Raw genomic sequence first — 22584 nt, 5'->3', positions numbered from 1 at the left:
TCAGTTATAGATTCTCGTTGTCATTCTGAGGAGCGAAGCGACGAAGAATCTCACATTTCGGTCTCCACAAACATTGAGATCCTTCGCTTCGCTCAGGATGACATATTGGGTCTGTCCGATCATGAGCTCTCCCCGACCAGTTTCTGAAACCGCGGGTCTTTTGCGAGGGGTTTCCAGAGCGGGTCAATCCGCACATACGGAACGGACAGGTACGAAGGAATGGAAAGAAGCTTCTCCAATTCGTCGAGCGCCGCCTTCCTGTCGCCCACCATCAGATAGATTTGGGCAAGGTCCTGCATCCGAATCGGCACGATCATGGCCTCCTTCGTAATCGGAAGAAGGTCGACGGCGCGGCGGCCTTCACGGATTGCCTCCTCCTTGCGCCCCAGGCCTGCATAGGCGATTCCGAGCGAGCTACGCATCCTGCCGTCTTCGGGATGCTGGCGGACTTCGCGCTCGAGCATGATCCGGGCCTTCTCATACTGGGATCGAGCTTCACCGGATTTTCCGAGGTACCCGGCCACCTGCGCCAGAAGCAGCTCTTTCGGGACGAACCAGAACTGGTATTCGAACACCTTGAGCCCTGCGGAGTTGATCTGCCCGCTCGCCTCCTTGTACTTCCCGTCCAGGATGTCGACCAGGATCGACGTATAGCTGAAGAGCTGATCCTCTCCGCCCATCATTCGCTTTGCCCCCTTCTCGAGCGCTTCCCGCGCGCGGGGGATGCTTCCGTTCCATAACAGGTAAAGCTGCGCCTTATCGGAATATGGTTGCACCAGGTCGGGGGCGATACCGATCGACCGGTCCAGATATCTTTCCGCTTCCGCGTACCGCCGCATGGGGACGCAGGTGGCGGCGAGGTCGAGCGTAAGCCCCGGCGAACGGGGGTCGATCCTCACGACGTGTTGAAAGTAAGAAAGCGCCTCTTCGAATTTCCCCTGCCGGCGGCTGATCGAGCCAAGACCCAACAACAAATCCGCATTCTCGGGTTGGATGTTCAGAGCGAGGTTGAATTCCTTCAAGGCACGGTCGTAATCCCGCAGGCAGTGGTAGTAGTACCACCCCATCGCTCCATGCCCGTTCGGGAGGTTCGGATCGAGCTGCAGCGCTTTCTCCGCAGCCTCTTTCGATTTACGCACCCGCTCATACGAATGATCGTAGTACTCCCAGTAGATATGCGAATGCAGCGCGCCAAGTTTCGCGTATGCCTGGGCAAATTTCGGGTCCAGCTCGACGGCTTTTTCAAACATCTGCTCGGCGATCTGATACCCTCTCTGACTGATACCCCTGCTCAAATACTCGTTCCCGCGGAGGTAGGAATCGAACGCCTCGGAGTTCTCGGTCAATTTTGCTTCCAGGGTATTCTTCTCGTTCTGAAGGAGGGTGAGGTCCAGTGCATTGGCGACCTCGCCCGCGATTTCCGTCTGGAGGTTGAATGCGCTGGCGAGCACCGCCTCGCTCGGCTGCGACCAGATCTGGGTTCCGTCGGAAACGTTTATCAGCTGGGGAGTGACGCGCACCCGGCTCGAACTTCCCGAGGTTTCCCACCGGATCGTTCCCTGCAGCACATAGGAGACGCCGAGCTCGTCGCCGATCTGTTTGACGGTTTTGTCTGTCTTCTTGTACTGCTTCGCGCTCGACCTCGCGATGACCCCGAGTCCGGAAAGGCCGGAGAGCTTGCTCGTAATCTCTTCCGTGATGCCGTCCGCGAAATATTCCTGCTCCGGGGTGCCCAGGTTTTCGAACGGCAGGACCACCAGCATTTTGCGCGCCGAACCGGGCGCGGTGTTCGAAGAATGAGTGATCCGCAGAACGATCAAGACAGCAGCTGCGAAGAGAATCGCCCCGGCGATCCCGAGGACAAAGAACTTGCGCTTCGGGCGGGAATCCTGCCCCGAAAGGGGTGCTGCATTCTCCGTTCCGGACAATTCGGGCCTGGCGACGCGGGACGATTGCTTCTGGCTCCGGCGGAGCTCGCTGACCATGTCGTCGACGTGCTGGTAACGGTCCGCCGGATTTTTTTCGAGGGCCCGCCTGATGATATGGTCGATTTCCGGCGACACGTCCGGCTGGTACCGGGCGACCGGCGCCGGTTCTTCGTTCAGTATCGAGTACATCATCGCGGCATCGTGCTCTCCCCTGAAAGGAGTGTGCCCGGTGAGCATCTCGTAGAGAACGATGCCGAACGAGAAGATATCCGACCTCGCGTCGACTTCGCCCCCCTGGATTTGCTCGGGGGCCATGTAGGCGAGCGTTCCGACGGTCGAGGAGGTCCGGGTAAGCTTGAGAGACCCCTTCAGCTTCGCCAACCCAAAATCCATGACTTTGATCTGGTTTTTGGAGTTGACCATGATATTCTCGCACTTGACGTCGCGGTGCACGATCCCCTGGGTGTGGGCTTCATGCAGCGCATCGCCCACCTGCACCGCGAAGGCGACGGCGTCGGCCGTTTTCAGCGGGGATTCCGCTATGCGCTTGCGGAGCGTCACCCCGTCGACATATTCCATCTCGATGAACTTCTGGCCTTCGAATTCATCGATGCCATAGATGGTGCAGACGTTGGGATGATTTAACGCGGATGCGGCCTTCGCTTCCTGGAGGAAGCGGGCGCGCTCCGCGTCGTTCGAGGTGAGCCGTTCAGGGAGGAATTTTAGCGCCACAATCCGGTCGAGCTCGAGGTCCTGGGCCTTGTAGACGACCCCCATGCCTCCTTCGCCCAGTTTTTCGAGTATTCTATAGTGGGAGACTGTTTTTCCGATCATCGGCAGGATCAGAAGAAGCTCTTTCCTGCGACCACCCGATATCCGCCCACTGTCATCTCTTCGCTGGTGACGACCTGTCCTCCGGAATCCTTTTCAAGCTGCATCTTCCACTGGTAAACCTCGGCGAACGTGTGCTCGATTTTCGCCTTCAATGTTTCGAAGAGACCGCTCTGCTCGTATGCCTCCGCATCCTGCTTGCTGTCCCAGATCGTGAGCGAAATAATTCTGTTTTTCTCCCGGGCATTTTCCGTGAGGTAGGCGTACCGGCACCCCTTCACCTGACGGAGGACCGGCAGAATGTCGTTCGTATAAATGTTCTTGAATTCCTCGAGTTTCTCCTCGCGAAGGTGGGGGGAAACGATCCGGACAAACAGTGCGGCGGTGCGCTTTTGGGAAGCCCCCTCGGACCTCTCCCCCGCGGTCACTTCGTATGCGTCGATCACCGGTTCCTCCTTCACCTCGTCGTAGAGCAGGGTGAGATCCTCCGACAGGTGAATCTTCCATTCGGAAGAGTCGGCCAGAAACGGCCCGGCCTTCTCCAGAAGTTCCTTGAATTTATCGCTCCGCCCGTACTTGTCCGCCTGGTCCCTGGTGCTCCAGAGCGTCATCGAGATACATTCGCCGGGGTGATGCTCGTTCTCGATGAGATTGGCAAACAGGCAGCCCGGCACGGTCTGAAGCGCGGGGATCACCTCCTCGTCGTACATCTTGTGGTGTTCGCCGAGGCGTTCGGGCTTCACTTTCATATGGACGAGGCGCATGTACATGGCATCACCCTCCTTGTTCCTTAGTTCTCGCTCCCGTGTGAAAAAATGAAGATCCTCCGGATCGGGCTGGTCACCAGCCTGTTGCCGAATTCGAGACAGAGACCGCAGGCGGCCGCGATATCCATTTTGATGGCGCTCCCGCCCCAGGTGCACCCGTTGATGCGAACTTTCATGGGGGAGACCCCCTTCCGGTCGAACCACCCTCCGGAGGCCGACCAGAACCCGTCCTCGAGGGCGCGCATACAGTAGACCGAGTTGCACGTCTTGATCACCATGCAATCGCCCACGGAGAGACTTGTCTTTTCCACCTGCTGGAGCCGGTCTGCATGGTCGACCAGCGTCGAAAGCGTTCGTATGTACCCCGTCATATCACGCCCTCCTTCACAGATTCATCCGCCCCATCCCGCCGGTCCCGGTTGCGTGCGGCGGCATTCACGATCCGGTCGCTTTCACAACAAGCACGGTAATATCGTCGCTCTGCGGAATACCCTTGGAATAGAGCTTGACGTCGTCGACAATTTTTTGCAGCATGATCTCCGCGGGTCCCTGGGCATGCTGTGCGACGAGGGCCTTGACCCGGTCGTCCCCAAAAAACTCGCGCATGCTGTTCTGCGCCTCGCTCACCCCGTCGCTGTAGATGACCATGCAGTCGTCGGGTTCCATCTTGATGACGCATTCCTCGCAGAGAATGTCGTCGGTGAAGTTCAGCGGCATCCCCTTGACGGTGAGAACCTCCGTGGAGTTATTGCTCTTCCGGTAGAAGATCGGGTAGCATTGGCCTGCATTCGAAACCGTCACGGAGCTCGAATCCGAATCGACCACCGCGAGAAGCATCGTGATGAAGGACTTGCGCGGGATGCTTCCCCGGAGGATCATGTTGCTCTGCTTGAGATGCGCCTTGGGAGAGGGGTTCTGCAACGCGTGCGCGTAGAGGACTCCCTTGCCCAGCGTCGCAAGAAGCGCCGCGGAGAGTCCCTTCCCGGCGACATCGGCGACAACCACCTCGTACCGGTTTTCGCCCAGCTTGATAAAGTCATAAAAATCGCCGCCGATCTCCTGGGCCGGAATCGTATGGGCGGCAAATTGAAAGTTCGGAGTCTGGGGAACGTGCTTCGGCAATAAATTCGTCTGGACTTCCCGCGCCGCGATGAGCTCCTTCTCCATCGCCATTTTCTTCTGTTCCTCCGAGTAGAGGCGCGCATTTTCCAGAATCTGCCCGGATTGCGCGGCAAGGATCGAGAGGAGGCGTTTATCGTCTTCGGAGAATTCCGTGTTTTCTTTCTTGTTAAAGACCGCAAGTATCCCGACCAGACGGTTCTTGACGAGCAGCGGGACGCACAGGAGCGAACGGAGGTTCCCGTCCACCTTGATGCCCGAGAACCGGGAATCCGTCGCCATGTCGTTGGAGATGAGCGGCTTCTTATTGATCATCATCCATCCCAGCACGTTTTGATTGAGATGGAATTGCTTATGGTCTCCGGTCGAGTCGAGGGCGCGGATCAGGGTCTTCATCTCCATCGGCGCGACTTCGTCCACCAGGGTGATCATTCCCTGCTCTCCCTTGACCGCCCGGACCGACCGCTTGACCACATTTTCGATCACCTCATCCAGGCTCATCGTCGAGCCGATAACACGCGCGAGGTCATTGAGGATTGAAAGCTCGTCAACTGCCTTTCGCAGCCGCCCGTTCTCTTCCCGAAGCTGCAGAAGCTCTTCCATGCTTGCCTGTTCTATCCTTTCTATTCGAGTGGTGAAAATGCGGGGTCCGTCCCGTCGAGACAATGCGGAGCTATCAGTCTGATAATTTAGAGAATGCGGGGGCCAAATACAACACTTTCGCGGGTCGATACTGGCGCAATTCTGTCCGTGTTCGCGATATCCTCGTTCCCACGCAGAGAATGGGAACGAGGGAAAAGTCGCGGCGTACCGGCGCCTGGGACTTGGTAGCCGCAGCCTTTAGGCTGCGGTCTTTTCCCGGCATGGCACAGCTCCTCGATCAAAAACCCGCTACGCCCCGTCCTTCAGGATGGAACTGTAAAGATTTTCAACGGCGTCGACCATTAAGGTGGTGGTAAACCGGCTGAGGAGAAGCTCCCGCCCCTGACGGGCCATCGAGAGCCGGAGGGCGGGATCCCGGCAAAGGAGCGAGAGTTTTTGAGCAAGAAGCGCGGGGTCCATGTCCGGGACAAGAAATCCGGAGACGCCTTCACGCACCATCTCCGCCACATCTCCCACGCGGGTGGCAACGACAGGCAGTTCCTGGGAAAGCGCCTGCAGCACGGCGAACGGAAAGGTCTCGCCTCCCCCCTCGACGGAAGAATGCGCGTACACATCCATTGCCGAATAGACCGCGTGCAGGTCGTCGCGGAAACCGGCAAAGACGACCCTCCCGGTGAGACCGAGGTTCCCGGCAAGATCGGCCAGCCGGCCGCTCAGTTCGCCGTCGCCCACAAGAAGGAGACGCGTCTCCTGATTTTCCCTCTGAACCTCGGCGAAGGCGCGGAGGAGGTACTCGTGCCCCTTGAAAGGAACAAGACGTGCGACGTTTCCGATCACGATTTCGGTTTCCCGGATTCCAAACTCTTTACGGATGGCCGCGCGGAGCGCCTCATCCCGGCGCATCGTCCCGGGATCGACTCCGAGGTAAACGACCGAAATGTCGTTCGGAGCAATCCCGTCCTTCTGAACGAGCAGGTTTTTTACACAGACTCCGTCGACGATGTAATGATCGGTCGCCAGCGCGTTTCGCAGGGCATGTGTCGGGTTATACCTGAGCGAATGAAAGCTGTGGACGTTCGTAATGTGTACCGCCCCCGTCGTCCGGGCGGCGAAGGCCCCCGCCGTCCGGTCGTAATTGCTGTTGGTATGGACGATCTGGCTGCGATGCCGGCGGATCACCTCCCTGAGTTTAAGGATATGACTGAGGAGCCGTCCCTGCGCGGGAAAGTCGATGGTGTGCACGGGAACTCCGGCGTCCCGGCACTTTTTCGAAAGAAGATTACCCGGTTTGCAAACCACCAGGACGTCGTGATGCCGCTCCCGGAGGGATTTCGCCAGCTCGAGGACATAGAACTCCCCACCGCCGTAGATGTCGGTCGAATTTGTCAGCAGTACTCTCAAAGGTGAGCGCATTGGTTCCAGTTCGGGGATCGGTAGCCGCAGCCTTCAGGCTGCGTTGAACGGTACGCGACCTGAAGGTCGCGCCTACCGTTGCCTATGTCGTCATTGCGAGGTAGCCGCAGCCTTTAGGCTGCGTGAAACAAAAAGGCGTTCTCCCGCCGCATGCAGAGAGAACGCCTGTGAACTTCGTACCAACAATCAGGCCGAGGCAGCTCCTTGTGCGCTGCCGGACTTCCCGTAGACCATCGCCACGACGGCCCCGAGTATGACGTATTGGATCATCCCATAGAGGAACCATTGGAGGGCCAGCGAGTATGGGATGGGATATGACGCGTACGAGTCGTATGCCATCGGCGTGGCCATGAGGAGTCCCATCCAGAGCCCGTACCGGATCCCCTCGCCCATGCCTTTCCCGGTGTAACCTTTCGAGAAAATGAGAGTGAAGACGAACGAAATAATAGCGGATGTGACAAAAAAGATCCACGTCTTGGCATCCGCCTCGGGTCGCATAAGTTTCATCATCTCTTCCGAGTGATACACCGGGGCAAGCAGCACCACGTGGATGAGCAGGTTCGTGATAGTCATCCCGACGTACACCGCGATGAAACCGACCCAAAGTTTTTTGTTCATACTCCCTCCTTTGGAAGTGGTCAAATCAGCCAATTAGTCCAGCAATGACGGCTTATCGTACAAAAGAAACGGCTGAAAGTCAAACGGAGGTTTTTTCAGGTTTGCGGCCGGGCTCTCTCCACTCTGTCATCCTGAGGAAGCGAAGCGACCGAAGGATCTGGCTGTTTGCCTCAAGATCGGTCCGAGATCCTTCGCTGCGCTCAGGATGACAACTGGATAGAAAGGGTCACTCAACCTACTTGAGATTATACTGCTCCGGCTTCCTCCCGCCGATGAGATCATTAAATTCATTAATCTTCTTGTTCGCGGCTACGGAGAGGTCGATCTCCGCGACCGCCGTGCCCGCCTGATCGCCTCCCAGGCGCGCCAGTATCTCTCCGCGCGGAGAAACGATCTCGCTCATCCCGATATAGCGCAGGTCCACGCCTCCCCGGTTCTCCCGTCCGACCCGGTCGGCCGTGGCGGCGTAGATGCGGTTTTCGAGACACCTGGTCACCATCGCATCGGGACAATAAGGCATCACCAGGTTCGACGGATGGACGACAAGCTGCGCCCCGTTCAGCGCGAGCGTCCTCGCGCTTTCGGGATACATCCAGTCGAAACAGATCATCATTCCGACCTTTCCGAAGGGCAGGTCGAACACCGGGAAACCCAGATCTCCGGGCGCGAAGAAGAGGGTCTCTCTATAATAGAGATGAACCTTCCGGTAGAGCCCGATCAGCCCCGCCGGACCGACCAGGGCCGATGAATTATAGGTCAGATTGTCCTTCTCGGCAAACCCGTACGCCACGAAGCATTTGTTCTTTGCGGCGAATGAGGCGATGGCCTGGAAGCTCGGCCCGGAAGCCTTCTCGCCCAGGCGATCGACTTCCGCGCGGTCGGTGAAGTTGTATCCTGTGTTGAACAGCTCGGGGAGGACATAGAGATCGGCATTGACGCCCTTCATCAATTCAAGGGCCCCCGCGACGTTGGCGGAGACCTCCCCGAACACCGGATTCGTCTGGATGACGGCTACGCGCACCGGCGCCTACTTTTGTGACGAGCCGGCCGCAGGTTCTGCCGGTTTCACGATGATGACGGGAATATCCAGGTTCTTGACAATCCTGTCGAACGTGGGGACTCCGCTCTCCACCACCTTCCTGTATTTCGCGAGCTGCTCGTCCACCTTCGCGGAGAGATCGTTGTACACGTCGTACGATTGCTTTGTCGGCCTGGTATCGGCGCTCCCCACCACGCCGGAAAGACCGGCGAGTTTGTCGTTCAACTTGATCGGATAATTCAATGCGTCCTGGCCGCTCTTGATCTTCACCTGTATCAGCGCCTCCTCTACTTCCTTGAGGCGGTCGTTGAGGTGTTTTGCGGAATCCGCCACCTGCTTCTTGGAGGCGTGTTTCTCCAGTCTCTTTACCAGGTCCTCGGTCTGTTTCCGGATATCCCTGATCGTATTCACCGCGTTATGCGCCTCGGAAATCTTATCGCGGATCTTCAGCAGGAAATCGAACTGTTCCTGGAATTCTTCCGCCGTGGAGGTGAGGCGGGGATCTTTCTTGATTTCAAACGATTGTGTCCAGCTTTTGCCGCCGCTCTTGAGACGCACCCTGTACGTCCCGGGAACCACGACAGGACCCTGAAGCGATCCGCTCCAGAGGATTCCCCCGGGAACCTTGACCGCGTCGGGATAACGCATATCCCATACGAAGCGGTTCATCCCCGAATCGGCGGGAATGCTCGGGCCTTCATCGGCTCCGGATCCGCCCTGGCCCTCCGAGTCTCCTCCCGGCTTTCCCTCTTCGCGATGAGTGAACGATCTGATCACCGCCCCTTTTCCGTCCAGGAATTCCAGTCTGATGGAGTCTTTCTCGCCGGGTTTGTGCCTGAAGTAATAGGGCACCACGACCCCGTTCGGCGGGTTCTTCCCTATCGCGAGGCCCGGACGGTCGAAGGTGAACCCTCCCATGCGGTACGTCTCACGCGGCTGGTAGAGATGCACGTCGGACCGGGCGATTTCGTCGTTCATCTGGTAGAGAGGCGTCAGGTCGTCGAGGATCCAGAACGACCTTCCGTGCGTCGCAGCGACGAGATCTTTTTCGCGCGCCTGGATCGCAAGGTCATGGACGGGCGTGACCGGAAGGTTAGTCTGAAGCGGCTGCCAGTTGTCGCCCTGGTCGAACGAGACATAGACTCCCCGTTCCGTTCCGGCATAGAGCAACCCTCTCCGGTTCGGATCTTCCCGGACGACGTGGGTAAACTGGTTTTCGGGGATGCCCTTGACGATCTTCGTCCACGACCGGCCGAAGTTCGTCGTCTTGAAGAGGTAAGGTCGGAAATCGTCGAGCTTATACCTGTTCGCCGCGACGTAGGCGGTGGCGGAATCGCGGGGCGATGCGTCGATGATGCTGATCATCGACCACGCGGGGAGCTCGGAAGGAGTCGCGTTCGTCCAGGTCGCACCGTCGTCCCGGGAGACGTGAATCATTCCGTCGTCCGATCCCGCCCAGAGGACGCCCCTCTTGACGGGCGATTCGGCAAGGGTGAAGATTGTGCCGTAGTATTCGACGCTCGTGTTGTCTTTCGTGATGGGCCCGCCCGACGACCCGAGTTTTGCTGTGTCGTTCCGCGTAAGGTCCGGGCTGATAATCTGCCAGCTCATTCCTTCGTTCGTGCTCTTGAAGACCTTGTTCGCGGTGACATAGAGGACCTTGGAATCGAATTTCGAGACGAGGATCGGATAGGTCCATTGAAAGCGGTACTTCGCGCTGTTCGCCCCGCCGCCCATCGGATTGTCGGGCCAGGGGGAGATGTCCTGCTCCTGGTCGGTCTTGTGGGTGTACTTGGAGAGATACCCGTCATAACTTCCGGCGTAGATGATCTCCGGATCGTCGGGGTTCGGGGTGACGTACCCGCTTTCCCCGCCCCCCACGCTGAACCAGTCCGGCCTTCCGATGCCGAACCCGGTGGTGCGGCTGGAAATCTTGATCGTGCTGTTATCCTGCTGGGCACCGTAGACACCGTACGGAAAATCGTTATCGACCGTCACATGGTAGAATTGAGCCGTCGGAATGTCTTCTTCCGTCCATGTCCGGCCTCCGTTGAAGCTGACGGAGGCTCCCCCGTCGTCTCCGGTGATCATCCGCTTCGGATCGTTCGGGTCGATCCAGAGGTCGTGGTTATCGCCGTGCGGGACGGAGATGTTCGAAAGCGATCTCCCGCCGTCGGTGGATTTATGGAACTGAACGTTGAGGATGTAGATTGTTTCGGGGCTTTTTGGATCGGCGAAGATGTGGGAATAATACCACGCGCGCTGGCGGAGGCGCCGGTCGTCGTTGACCGACGTCCATGTTTTGCCGGCGTCGTCGCTGAGGAATAATCCCCCGTCGTCCGCTTCCACGCTCGCCCAGATCCGGTCGGCTTTTGCGGCCGATACGGCGATGCCGATCTTTCCCTTGAGGCCCTTCGGCATTCCCTTGTTGGCGGAGAGGTCGGTCCATGTGTCTCCCCCGTCCGCCGATTTCCAGAGCCCGCTGCCGCGTCCGCCGCTCGACATGCTCCAGGGATTCCGGTAGGCCTGCCACATCGCGGCGTAGAGAATTCTCGGATTGTTCGGATCGATCGCGAGATCCACCGCGCCGGTGCTGTCGTTCTTGAATAAAATTTTCTGCCAGTTCTTCCCGCCGTCCTTCGACCGGAAGACTCCCCGCTCGGAGTTCGGGCCGAAGACATGGCCGAGCGCGGCGGCATATACGACGTTTTCGTCCTTCGGATGGACACGGATCTTGCTGATCGTCTGCGCGTCCTTCAGACCCATGAACTTCCACGTCTTCCCGGCATCCTCCGACTTGTAGACACCTTCTCCGGGCATCGCATTGCCGCGGATGCACGACTCGCCTGTGCCGGCATAAATGACGTTCGGGTCGGATTCGGCCACGGCCAGCGCGCCAACGATGCCGACCTTGAAGAACCCGTCGGAGATATTGATCCAGGTGATGCCGCCGTCTTCGCTCTTCCACACGCCGCCGCCTGTCGCCCCGAAATAATAGGTAAGCGGCTGATCTTTGTGTCCCGCCACGGCGATGGACCTCCCCGCGCGAAACGGACCGATCTCCCGCCACTGCATCTTATTATAGAGCGTCGTATCGTATTTGAATGCGTGCTGGGCGAGCAGCATCTGCCCCGGCACGATCGCCCCGACGAACAGAGCAAACAGGAAGAATCCGTACAGTTTTCTTGCATGACGGAAGAGTGGAATCGCGCAGGAACTGACAGCGGAGCAATTACCTGTAGCCGTTTGGAACATGGTGGAGTCCTCGGGAAATGATGAAGTTGAGTCGCGGAGACGGTTCGAGGGTCTGGTTTCCGGAACCGGAGCCGCCGAGCAAAAGAAGCATCCCGGGCACCGATGGTCCAGAGCGTGATGGTCCGGGGGAACGAGGAATACGTAGAGAGGATATGGAAAAGAAACCCCAAATGCAAGGTTGAAAAGCCCGATTCAGCCCCTTAAAATTAGGGGATTCAGGAGGAAAGTTGGGGACCCTTATGGGGGGGCGGTATCCGGAGGCACGAACGGATAAATTGTGACCTAGCACCATTGACAGATCGATCGAAAAGGGTTATCTTAGGGGGTTCCTTCTTTGTGGAGGTTCTTTCTTTCTGGGGGTTCTTTCTTTCTGGGAGTTCTTTCTTGATCACAAACCTGAAAACCATGTTTCAACAACGGTCGTCGATCTATACGGCACTGGCTCTTGTCGCTTTCATTTTGGTTCCCGATTTGGCACACAGCTCCGGAAATTCCACGAAAGTGCTTCCGAACCCGATTCTTTTTGTCACACAGGTGCCGATCCCCTCGGACACTGGGACGATCACAACGGTCTTCGCAAATCACCTTGCAACCACGAAATCATGCGGCCGTGGCGGCGATCTCTGTATCCTCTATCCGGACGGTACGCTCAAGAATCTCACCTTCCTCGCCGGATATGGAAAATCGGGCTCGCAGGACACGACCGGGATCGCGGTCCGCGAGCCGTCCGTCCACTGGAGCGGCACGAAAGCGCTCTTCAGCATGGTTGTGGGCGCTCCGACGTCGCAGTCTGATCCCACGGTCTTCTACTGGCAGATCTACGAGGTCACCGGTCTCGGTGAACTCCAGACACCGGTGATTACAAAAGTGCCCTTCCAACCGGCAACCTATAACAATACGAATCCGATCTACGGGACCGACGACCGCATCATCTTCTCTTCGGACCGCCCGCGGAACGGAGCCTCGTATCTCTATCCTCAGTTCGACGAGTACCGCGGCGAGCTCTCGAATACCGGCTTATGGAACCTGGATCCGTCGAGCGGCGGCCTCTTCCTTGTTGACCATTCCCCCTCCGGCGACTTTAGGCCGTTCATCGACAGTTACGGGAGGGTGATTTTCTCCCGGTGGGACCATCTCCAGCGCGACGGCAATGCCGACGTCGATGTGATGGACGGAAACAGGTTCGGCTCGTTCAATTTTTCCGACGAATCGGCGGGCGCCTCCGTCCTGCAAAATGACAGGACTGAATTCTACCCGGAACCGCAAGCGAGGCGGACCGACCTTCTGATGGGAACGAACATCATCGGTTTCGAATTCAATCATTTCATACCGTGGCAGATCTACGAAGACGGCACGAGCGGCGAAACGATGAACCATGTCGGACGGCACGATTTGAACGTTGCGTTCGGAAAGAGCTTTAACGACGACCCGAACCTTGTCAATTTCAGCCCGAGTCCCAGCCGGACAAACCAGAACAGCATCAACAATATGGTGCAGCTCATCGAGGACCCGACCTCCCCCGGCACGTACTACGGGATTGACTGCCTGGAGAACGGCCAGCACGGCTCGGGGCAGATTATTACGCTCGCCGGGGCGCCAAGTTTGGACGCGCAGGATATGTATGTTACGTTTATCACGGACCGTTCCACCGCGTTCTACCTGCCGGAGGGCGGCACGCCGAACGCAACCTACACCGGGCATTATCGCAACCCGCTTCCGCTCTCCGACGGAACCCTCCTCTCGGTCCATACGACCGAAAATCATGCGGACAAGAACCTGGGCACCTATTCGAATCCGGTTTCGCGCTATGCATTCCGCATCAAGACGATGCAGGTTCGCACCGGAAGCATCCTGATGGCAAACCTTCCCGTCACGCCCGGGATCTCCAAGTCGGTGAGCTATTGGAGCGACAGCGGACTTGTCTCCTTCTCGGGAAATCTGTGGGAACTGGACCCGGTCGAGGTCACGTCCAGGACGAAGCCGACGACAAGGTTTTCGGCGATCGCTCCTCCCGAGCTTCAGGTGATGTCGGAAGAAGGCGTCGACCCCGAAGTGCTCAAGAGCTATTTGATCCAGCACAACCTTGCGATCCTCGTCAGCAGGAATATCACCAACCGGAATACCGACGACCATCAGCAGCCCTTCTTCCTGAAGGTGCACAATTCCCCGACGCAGTCGCCCAATCCCACCGGCAAGGTGTACGATGTTTCTCATCTCCAGATCATGGAAGCGGATTACCGGAGGGGATACGGGCTCGTCAACGGGGACACCATCCCCAGACCGGGGCGGCGCGTCCTGGCGACGCCGTTGAACGATACATCGGTTCATAATCCGCCGAATCCCACCGGGCCTCCCGGAAGCGTTCAGATCGGCTCCGACGGATCGTTGGCGGCACTCGTGCCCGCGCACCGGGCGCTCGCCTGGCAACTCGTGGACTCCAATGCGGTGAGCGTTGTGCGCGAACGCTTCTGGGTCACCTTCCAGCCCGGCGAGATCCGGACATGCGCGTCTTGCCATGGATCAAACGGCGAAGCCGCGGTCCCAAAACAAATCATTCCTCAGAACGAGCCGGAAGCCTTACATACGCTCCTCCAGTACTGGAAAGACTCTCTGACCGTTGCGCCTCCGGGCACGTTCCAATATACGCTCTCGAGCTCATGGAACATGATTTCCCTCCCGATGAATGTCTCCGACGGCAGGGCGAACGTTTTGTTTCCTTCGGCAACTTCCCGCGCGTTCACCTACGCCGGTGGATACCTCCGGAAGGACACACTCATACCCGGGAGCGGTTATTGGATAAAGTTCGGAGCAGGGCACCTCGCCAACATCCCCGGCACGCTGCTTACGGAGGATTCAATTGCCCTCGGAGCAGGATGGAATATGGTCGGTTCGATCGGGACCCCGGTGGCCGTATCCGCCGTCACCAGCAATCCTCCGGGATTGACGACCTCTCCGTTCTTCGGCTATGGGGGCGGCGCCTATTTTGTGGCGGACTCCATCCGGCCCGGACAGGCGTACTGGCTGAAAACCAGCGCGCCGGGCATGCTCTACCTTGCCTCCTCGGCCGCATCTCCCCGGAGCGCGCGAATCCGGATCGTGCCGACGAACGAAGCCCCGCCCCCATCGCCGGAGCAGGGTGCGAACATACCGAAGGAATTTTCTCTCGCGCAGAATTTTCCGAATCCTTTCAATCCCTCCACCGAGATCAAGTACACTCTCCCGGTGGATGCGGGGGTGGTCGTCAGGGTTTATGACCTCCTCGGACAGGAAATCCGCACGCTCGTGAGTGAGACTCAACCCGCCGGGTACAAGAGCGTCCGCTGGGACTCGCGCAACAATGCCGGCGCCGATATTCCAAGCGGCGTCTATTTTTACCGGCTTGAGGCGAGAGGCACTTCGGGGCCCCGCAAGGATTTTGTCGAGGTGCGAAAAATGGTGCTGATCCGGTAATTCTCCCCATATTCTTCCTACCTTCATTCACACTGACCAATCGCCTTCGTTCACCGATAGTCAGAAGAGTGTCATACTGATTCAGGAACCAGCAAGGGTATGATCGGACAGACTATCTCTCATTATAAGATCCTCGAGAAGCTCGGTGAAGGCGGCATGGGCGTCGTCTATAAGGCCGAGGATCTCAAGCTGAAGCGGATTGTCGCCCTCAAGTTCCTTCCCCAGCATCTGACTTCCACCGAAGACCTGCGAGCGCGCTTTCAGCAGGAGGCGCAGGCAGCCGCCACGCTGAACCATCCGAATATCTGCACGATCCACGCCATCGAGGAGCATGATGGGCAGCAATTCATCGATATGGAATTCGTCGACGGCGAGACGATGAGGAATAAGCTTCCGATTCAACGGGTCGGAGATGCCGTCTCGTACGCCATTCAGATCGGAGAAGCCCTGACCGAAGCACACAGCAAGGGGATCGTCCACCGCGACATCAAGGCGGACAACGTGATGGTCAACTCCAAGAACCAGATCAAGGTCATGGATTTCGGGTTGGCAAAACTGAAGGGCTCGATGAAGCTCACACGGGCTTCGAGCACCGTCGGCACGCTTGCCTATATGGCTCCGGAACAGATCTCGGGCGGGTCGGTGGACGCGCGATCGGACATCTTTTCGTTTGGCGTTGTGCTCTATGAGATGCTCACCGGACAGACGCCGTTCCGGGGGGAGCACGAGGCGGCGCTGGTCTACTCCATTGTGAACGAGGAACCCGAGCCCCTCACGCGCTACTTGCCCGAGGCTCCGTCAGAGCTTCTCCATGTCGTCAACCGGGCGTTGGAAAAGGACCCCGAGGAGCGGTATCAAACCGTCCACGACATGGTCATCGATTTGCGGCGGCTCAAGAAAGAGTCGACGAAAGTATCGCGGGTAATGCCGGTCCGGCCTGCTCAGGTATCGACGGCCTCCGCCCCTGTCGCCGCGGCCCTTGAAACTCCCGACACCCGGCCGGAGGACTCATCGCGGAAAATGCTCTGGGCGGGATTAGGTGCCGCGGCGATCGTCCTTGCCATCGGGGCGTATCTGTTCATTTTCAAACGCGCCGAACCGCCTCCACCTGCGGCCGTGAATCCAAATATGACGCTGCGCGTCCTGCAAATACCCTTTACTCAAGTCAACTATCCCGGACTTTCGCCCGACGGCAATTGGGCCGCCTTCCCCGCCGTCGACCCAAACGGAAAATGGGATGTATACTTTATGAACACGGCAGGCGGCGAAGCCCGGCGCGTTACGACCGATTCGAGCCTGTTCACCCAACAGGCCGATGTCTCTCCTGATGGAAGTCAGATCACGTACGATCGGGTCGATTCGAAGGCCCTCAAGCTTGCCTCATTTGTTGTCTCGTCGCTCGGGGGAGTGAGCAGGAAATTGGCCGAAGGCGGAGTCACCCCCCGCTGGCGGCCCGATGGAGTGCGCATCGGATACCTGAAGATCCCCGTCAGCGCCTCCGGGACGGCTTCAGGAAAACAGGAAATCTGGAGCGTCCGGGCGGACGGAGGCGATAACAAACTCGAATTTGTGGATACTGTTTCCACGCTGGGACGGTACTCGTTCTCGTGGTCGCCCGACGGCGGGTCGATCGCATGGCTCCGGTCGTACCCGGAAGGATACCAGGAAGTGTTTACCCGCAACCTCGCGAGCGGCAAGGAAGAGCGATTGACTTCCGACAAGCAGAACATCGATGAGGTGTGCTGGACGCGCCAGAATGAGATTGTGTTTTCCTCCAACAAATCCGGAAATACGAACCTGTGGCTGGTTCCGGCCTCGGGCGGAAACGCCGTGCAATTGACCAAGGGGGGCGGCCCCGATATCGGAATGAAAGTTTCCACCGACGGAAAAAAACTGCTCTACCTTCAGCAGCAGCAAATCGGGCATATCTGGACCTCGAACATCGACGGCAGCAACGCGCGCCAGGTGACATTTGATGACCGCCAAATCGGTTCGGCGACTTTTTCACCGGACAGGAGCCAGATACTGTTTGATATCAATGACGCCGATCCGCTGAAGCAAACCCGGTCCGTTAATCTCATGTCCCGCACGGGAGAGAACCGGCGGGAGATAACCCGGGGCGAGGGCGTTACCAGCAATCCCCAATTCTCTCCGGATGGAAAGTGGATCCTTTTCCTGTCAAGGGCGGAGAGCGCGTCCAGGGACTCTGTCGGGCTCTATCTGATCGAATCGGAGAACCTGGGCTCCCCGAGGTTTGTCGGCCGCGGGGGTAGATTTGTGTGGCTGAACGCAAGAGAATTTGTGCTCGGGACTGATTCGAGGTCGATGCGGATGTCTGTGGACGGATCGGCGCCGAAGCAAATTTTCGAAGATTCGACATTTGCCATCCCCATCCTGAAGGGAACGTACATCCTTTATGCAGACGTTCACAAGGCCCGTCAGGGAATCTGGATCACACCGACTCCGGGCCTCAAGAGCGCATCATCAAAACCCAAAAAGCTTTTTACCTTCGCCGATCAAATTGCCCTTGGGCCTGACGGAACATTCATGCTCCAAATAAAGGATGTCGGCGAGATCTGGAAAGTGACGCTCCCCGACGGAAAACAGGAGCGGATTCCCGCCACCTTTCCCGGAGCGAGCGTAGCTTCAAATCTGAGCATCAGCGACGACGGAAAAGAGATCGTCTATATCGATTTCCGGTACAGCGCGAAACTGGTCATGATCGAAAACCTGCATTAATCCGAAGCAGTTTAAACCTTCCCCGGTACCGCACAGTCCAACGGATGATGATCCGCCGGCAACGGACACTGAATCCAGGCAACAATTCCACCTCCCGGAAGAACATCTGAACGATCAGTGATAAAAAGCGAACCCAGAGCGCAACCCAACTTCGCACAAGTGACACTGTTGTGCCTCTGCCTGATCGCAGGCTGCGGATCAGCGGAGTTCACAAGCCATTGGCGAACGTTTGATGTGGTGGTCGACGGCAACAACGCGGAGTGGCGGGATACCCTCACCTATCTTCTCGAAGACAAACAGACGTCGGTGGGATTCCTGAACGACGACCGCTATCTGTACCTCTGCCTTATTTCCGCGAATCGGGATCTTCAGAGGCAGGCGATGAGGCAGGGTCTTACCCTCTGGTTCGACCGTGAAGGAAATGACGGGAAGAAATTCGGGATGCGCTATCCGGTCAGACCCGGCCGGCCGCCGGGCCGCAGCGGGGATGAAGAGGGGCGCGAAGAAGGAACCCGGGACGAAAACGACCGGTCCACCGATCTTCAGAACGATCATACTCCCGCCGGCGCGAACGAGGTGGAGATATTCGGACCCGGCGAAGGGGAGCATCGGCGCATGACGATGGCCGAATCCGGTGGAATCGAGGCGCGCCTCCGCATGATGAACGATCTGCTCGTCTACGAAATGCGCATGCCTCTGACTGAGAACGGATCCCACCCGTACACGATCGGAACAAAACCCGGATCCCTTCTTGGAGTCGGCATCGAATCGATCCGCGCACAGGAACGGTCACCGGATCAGGCGTCTGAGGGTGGAGAAGGACGCGGGGGGGGTTTCGGCGGCCGTGGAGGAGGCCGTGGAGGAAGAGGAGGACGAGGCGGCGGGGTTGAGCGATCGGGATCGAGCGGCCAGCCCGACCCCTTCAAATTCTGGGCAAAAGTCCGGCTGGCGCTGCAAACATCTTCGAACTAGCTCGGGGCCCGGATCCGGCAAGAGAGACCGGAACGATGAGGCTTACCCGTTCGGCCCGGCCGGCATCCCACTTTTCCCCGGGTTAAGCCGGACATCCGATTCCAATTCCTCGATGGTTTTCGGCCAATCGGCCTTCAGAAGACGGGAGAGCGATCTGTCCGCGAGCAACTTTCCTCCTGTCTGGCACCTCGGGCAGTAGTCGCACTCGTTTTCTGTGTAGACGATTCGCTGGACGCTCGTTCCGCAAACGGGACAGGGTTTTCCGAACTTTCCGTGCACAGCCATCTCCGGGCGAAATGCGGTGACTTTCTCCGGGAATGACGTGCCCGCCCTCAGCCTCCCGATCCATTCCTCCATCGTTTCCTTCACGGCACTGAATAGTCGGGAGATTTCCTCATCGCCCATGCTTTGGGTTAAGCGAAGAGGGGATAATCGTGCCCGATGGAGTATCTCGTCGGAGTAAGCGTTTCCGATTCCGCTGAAGAGTCTCGGATCAGTGAGCGTCCGCTTAAGCGTATGGTTCTCTTTGCGGAGCGCGGCGCTGAATTCCCTCTCCGAAGCGGACAGCACCTCCACTCCCCCGCGGTCGAACCGCGCCAGTGCGGACTTGCCTTTCACAAGCGTGAGTGAGGCGCGCTTTTTGGTGCTCGCCTCCGTCATGAGAAGAGTCCCGTTTGGAAAATCGAACGCGGCGAGGTTGATTTTCCCCCCGGCCTTCGCCCCGCGGGCCTTCCAGTGAAACCGGCCGGCGATCATGAGGTGGAAGACAAGGAAGAGTTCGTTCTCGAGCTCCCACACAATCTGCTTCCCGATCCGGCGAAGGCCCGTCACCTGCTTCCCCTCTGCCTCCGAGATCGGCGGATCGAAGCTCCGGAGAAGGAATGGACTTGTGATTCGGATTTTCTCCAGGGGCTTGTCGAGAATCCGGGCTTCGAGAGCTTCGATGTAGACCGTGATATCCGGGAGTTCAGGCATTACGTGTGAATATAATTAATCCGGTGGTTCCATATACGACGAAAGCCCGGCTCTCGTAAAGAGAATCGGGCTTTCATCAAAAACTCCTGGCAACGACCTACTCTCCCATACAGTCACCCATATAGTACCATCGGCCCTGCGGGGCTTAACTGCTCTGTTCGGAATGGGAAGAGGTGTTTCACCCGCGGTATAGTCGCCAGAAAAACCTAGAAGAAAAAATCCAATCAAATCAATGTTCGATCCAGCGATGCACTGCACATACCGTTTGCACGGCATGCGTTCGCCCTTTCAAAGGCGAGTGACATCCGGTGAATCAATAAAAATTAATGGTTAAGCCTCACGACCGATTAGTACCACTCGACTCATGCCTTACAGCATTTACATCTGTGGCCTATCAACCTGGTAATCTCCCAGGGGTCTTAAGTCAGCTTGCGCTGAGGGACATCTTATCTCGGGGTGGGTTTCGCACTTAGATGCTTTCAGCGCTTATCCCAACCGGACGTGGCTACCCAGCGTTTGCCACTGGCGTGACAGCTGGTACACCGTCGGTCCGTTCACTCTGGTCCTCTCGTACTAGGAGCGACTCCCCTCAAATGTCCTGCGCCCGCATAGGATAGGGACCGAACTGTCTCACGACGTTCTGAACCCAGCTCACGTACCGCTTTAATTGGCGAACAGCCAAACCCTTGGGACCTTCTCCAGCCCCAGGATGCGATGAGCCGACATCGAGGTGCCAAACCTCGCCGTCGATATGAACTCTTGGGCGAGATCAGCCTGTTATCCCCGGAGTAGCTTTTATCCTTTGAGCGATGGCAATTCCACACTCTACCATCGGATCACTAAGTCCTGCTTTCGCACCTGCTCGACTTATGGGTCTCGCAGTCAAGCACCCTTCTACCTTTGCGCTCTATGCCTGATTGCCAACCAGGCTGAGGGTACCTTTGAACTCCTCCGTTACTTTTTAGGAGGAGACCGCCCCAGTCAAACTGCCCACTTAGCACTGTCCACCGCCCGGATTCACGGGTCGGGGTTAGAACTCAAGCACAACAAGGCTGGTGTTTCATTGACGACTCCACGGTTGCCGGAACAACCGCTTTCAAGTCTCCCAGCTACACTACGCATGCTGGGCCTAAGCCCAATACTAAGCTACAGTAAAGGTTCACGGGGTCTTTCCGTCTAGTTGCGGGTATGTTGCATCTTCACAACAACTACAGTTTCACCGAGTCGCTCGTGGAGACAGTGATCCGGTCGTTACGCCATTCATGCAGGTCGGAACTTACCCGACAAGGAACTTCGCTACCTTAGGACCGTCATAGTTACGGCCGCCGTTTACCAGGGCTTCGGTTGCGAGCTTCGGCCTTGCGGCCTAACCCTCTTCCTTAACCTACTGGCACCGGGCAGGCGTCAGACTCTATACATCCACTTGCGTGTTAGCAGAGTCCTGTGTTTTTGATAAACAGTTGCTAGAGCCGATTTTCTGTGGCCTCTTGCGAGGCACCCCTTATCGCGAACTTACGGGGTGAATTTGCAGAGTTCCTTAACCACCGTTCTCCCGAGCGCCTGAGACTACTCGTCTCGCCTACCTGTGTCAGTTTTAGTACGGACACGACAACTTTAACCCTTAGAAGATTTTCTTGGACATCCGTCTGGTGACTACGGGATCGTAAACGCCCTCGCGTCCAACCCTTGGCTGATGGGGGCGGATTTTCCGGTCCCCCACCTCGGATTGGCCGACAGCCACTTCTAGTCGGCTGATCACCTTCTTGATGCCGTCCCTCCTTCGGTTCATTGCCGTGGCGCAGGAATATTGACCTGCTGTCCATCGTCTACGCCTTTCGGCCTCGACTAAGGCACCGGCTAACCCTGGGCGGATTTACCTTCCCCAGGAAACCTTAGGCTTTCGGCGGACAGGATTCTCACCTGTCTTATCGTTACTCATTCCGGCATAATCACCACCAGGCCCCACCACCGCTCCTTACGGTACGGCTTGTATCTGACCTGGTGCGCTCTCCTACCACACATGTTGCCCGCAGGCTTCATGTATCTATTGCTTCGGTGCTGTACTTACTCCCGTTCATTATCGGCGCAGATCTGCTCGACCAGTAAGCTGTTACGCACTTTTTAAATGGTGGCTGCTTCTAAGCCAACATCCTGGTTGTCACAGCAAATCAACTTCCTTAGTGACTAAGTACTACTTCGGGACCTTAGCAGGTAGTCTGGGTTGTTTCCCTCTCGACGGTGAAGCTTATCCCTCACCGACTGACTCCTGAGATAGTCGCATCCGTATTCGGAGTTTGGTTCGGCAGAGTAACCGGTGAGGGTCCTCCAACCAATTCAGTCTCTCTACCCCGGATGCGTAGTGGCTCAAGGCTAGCCCTAAAGCTATTTCGGAGAGAACGAGCTATCTCCACGTTTGATTGCACTTTCAGCCCTCCCCACAAGTCATCCCCTCGGTTTTCAACCCAAGTGGGTTCGGTCCTCCACGCAGTATAACCCGCGCTTCAACCTGCTCATGGGTAGATCACGTGGTTTCGCGTCTACCGCCAACGACCAATTGTCGCCCTGTTCAGACTCGGTTTCCCTATGGCTTCGGCCCGAAGAGCCTTAACCAAGCCGCAGACGGTAACTCGCCGGATCATTATGCAAAAGGCACGCCGTCACGCAAAATACGCGCTCCGACAGCTTGTAAGCACATGGTTTCAGGTTCACATACCTCCCCTCGACGGGGTTCTTCTCATCTTTCAGTCGCCCTACTGAGTTTGCTATCGGTCATCAGAGAGTATTTAGCCTTACGGAATGGTCTCCGTGGATTCAGTCGAGGTTTCACGTGACTCGACTTACTCAGGTTTCCTTCGGGAGGTCGTCTGACTTTCAC

At 57.5% G+C, this 22584-nt stretch carries 12 protein-coding genes and 2 rRNA genes; 3 read left to right on the top strand and 11 right to left on the bottom strand.

Annotation, left to right across the window (positions count from 1 at the left end):
• Positions 1 to 119: 119 nt before the first annotated feature.
• The 8 genes from VI215_08835 to VI215_08800 form a co-directional block, all read right to left on the bottom strand.
• Positions 120 to 2762 carry a protein kinase gene (locus VI215_08835; GenBank protein HEY6192411.1) on the bottom strand — a complete coding sequence of 881 codons (2643 nt, stop codon included), beginning with the start codon at positions 2760 to 2762 and terminating at the stop codon, positions 120 to 122.
• Positions 2763 to 2770: 8 nt separating this feature from the next.
• Positions 2771 to 3523, bottom strand: coding sequence for an antibiotic biosynthesis monooxygenase (locus VI215_08830; GenBank protein ID HEY6192410.1), 753 nt, complete (start codon positions 3521 to 3523; stop codon positions 2771 to 2773).
• Positions 3524 to 3549: 26 nt separating this feature from the next.
• Positions 3550 to 3897 (bottom strand): hypothetical protein, encoded by a 348-nt coding sequence (locus VI215_08825; protein HEY6192409.1) that lies wholly within the window; start codon positions 3895 to 3897, stop codon positions 3550 to 3552.
• Positions 3898 to 3961: 64 nt separating this feature from the next.
• Positions 3962 to 5248: a GAF domain-containing SpoIIE family protein phosphatase gene (locus tag VI215_08820; protein ID HEY6192408.1), complete on the bottom strand. Its 1287-nt coding sequence runs from the start codon at positions 5246 to 5248 to the stop codon at positions 3962 to 3964.
• A gap of 288 nt (positions 5249 to 5536) precedes the next feature.
• Positions 5537 to 6649: a glycosyltransferase gene (locus VI215_08815; GenBank protein ID HEY6192407.1), complete on the bottom strand. Its 1113-nt coding sequence runs from the start codon at positions 6647 to 6649 to the stop codon at positions 5537 to 5539.
• Positions 6650 to 6847: 198 nt separating this feature from the next.
• Positions 6848 to 7279: a hypothetical protein gene (locus VI215_08810; protein HEY6192406.1), complete on the bottom strand. Its 432-nt coding sequence runs from the start codon at positions 7277 to 7279 to the stop codon at positions 6848 to 6850.
• Between the two features lie 235 nt (positions 7280 to 7514).
• Positions 7515 to 8300, bottom strand: a complete 786-nt coding sequence (locus VI215_08805) for a nitrilase-related carbon-nitrogen hydrolase (protein ID HEY6192405.1) — start codon at positions 8298 to 8300, stop codon at positions 7515 to 7517.
• A gap of 6 nt (positions 8301 to 8306) precedes the next feature.
• Positions 8307 to 11573: a glycosyl hydrolase gene (locus tag VI215_08800; GenBank protein ID HEY6192404.1), complete on the bottom strand. Its 3267-nt coding sequence runs from the start codon at positions 11571 to 11573 to the stop codon at positions 8307 to 8309.
• 384 nt (positions 11574 to 11957) lie between these two features.
• Between VI215_08800 and VI215_08795 the strand changes: the two genes are divergently transcribed.
• From VI215_08795 to VI215_08785, 3 genes are all read left to right on the top strand, one after another.
• The gene (locus VI215_08795; GenBank protein HEY6192403.1) at positions 11958 to 15023 is read left to right on the top strand and encodes a FlgD immunoglobulin-like domain containing protein; all 3066 of its coding nucleotides are present in this window, start codon (positions 11958 to 11960) and stop codon (positions 15021 to 15023) included.
• Positions 15024 to 15122: 99 nt separating this feature from the next.
• Positions 15123 to 17762, top strand: coding sequence for a protein kinase (locus VI215_08790; GenBank protein ID HEY6192402.1), 2640 nt, complete (start codon positions 15123 to 15125; stop codon positions 17760 to 17762).
• 159 nt (positions 17763 to 17921) lie between these two features.
• The gene (locus VI215_08785; GenBank protein ID HEY6192401.1) at positions 17922 to 18734 is read left to right on the top strand and encodes a hypothetical protein; all 813 of its coding nucleotides are present in this window, start codon (positions 17922 to 17924) and stop codon (positions 18732 to 18734) included.
• Between the two features lie 42 nt (positions 18735 to 18776).
• Here VI215_08785 and VI215_08780 read toward each other — a convergent pair whose 3' ends face one another.
• The 3 genes from VI215_08780 to VI215_08770 all read right to left on the bottom strand — a co-directional run.
• The gene (locus VI215_08780) at positions 18777 to 19709 is read right to left on the bottom strand and encodes a DNA-formamidopyrimidine glycosylase family protein (GenBank protein ID HEY6192400.1); all 933 of its coding nucleotides are present in this window, start codon (positions 19707 to 19709) and stop codon (positions 18777 to 18779) included.
• 84 nt (positions 19710 to 19793) lie between these two features.
• Positions 19794 to 19910, bottom strand: a 5S ribosomal RNA gene (gene rrf, locus VI215_08775).
• 125 nt (positions 19911 to 20035) lie between these two features.
• Positions 20036 to 22584, bottom strand: a 23S ribosomal RNA gene (locus VI215_08770); the annotation flags it as partial.

This window comes from Bacteroidota bacterium (assembly GCA_036522515.1).
Taxonomy (GTDB): domain Bacteria; phylum Bacteroidota; class Ignavibacteria; order UBA10030; family SZUA-254; genus VBOC01.
This window is presented reverse-complemented; position numbering and strand designations above follow the sequence as displayed.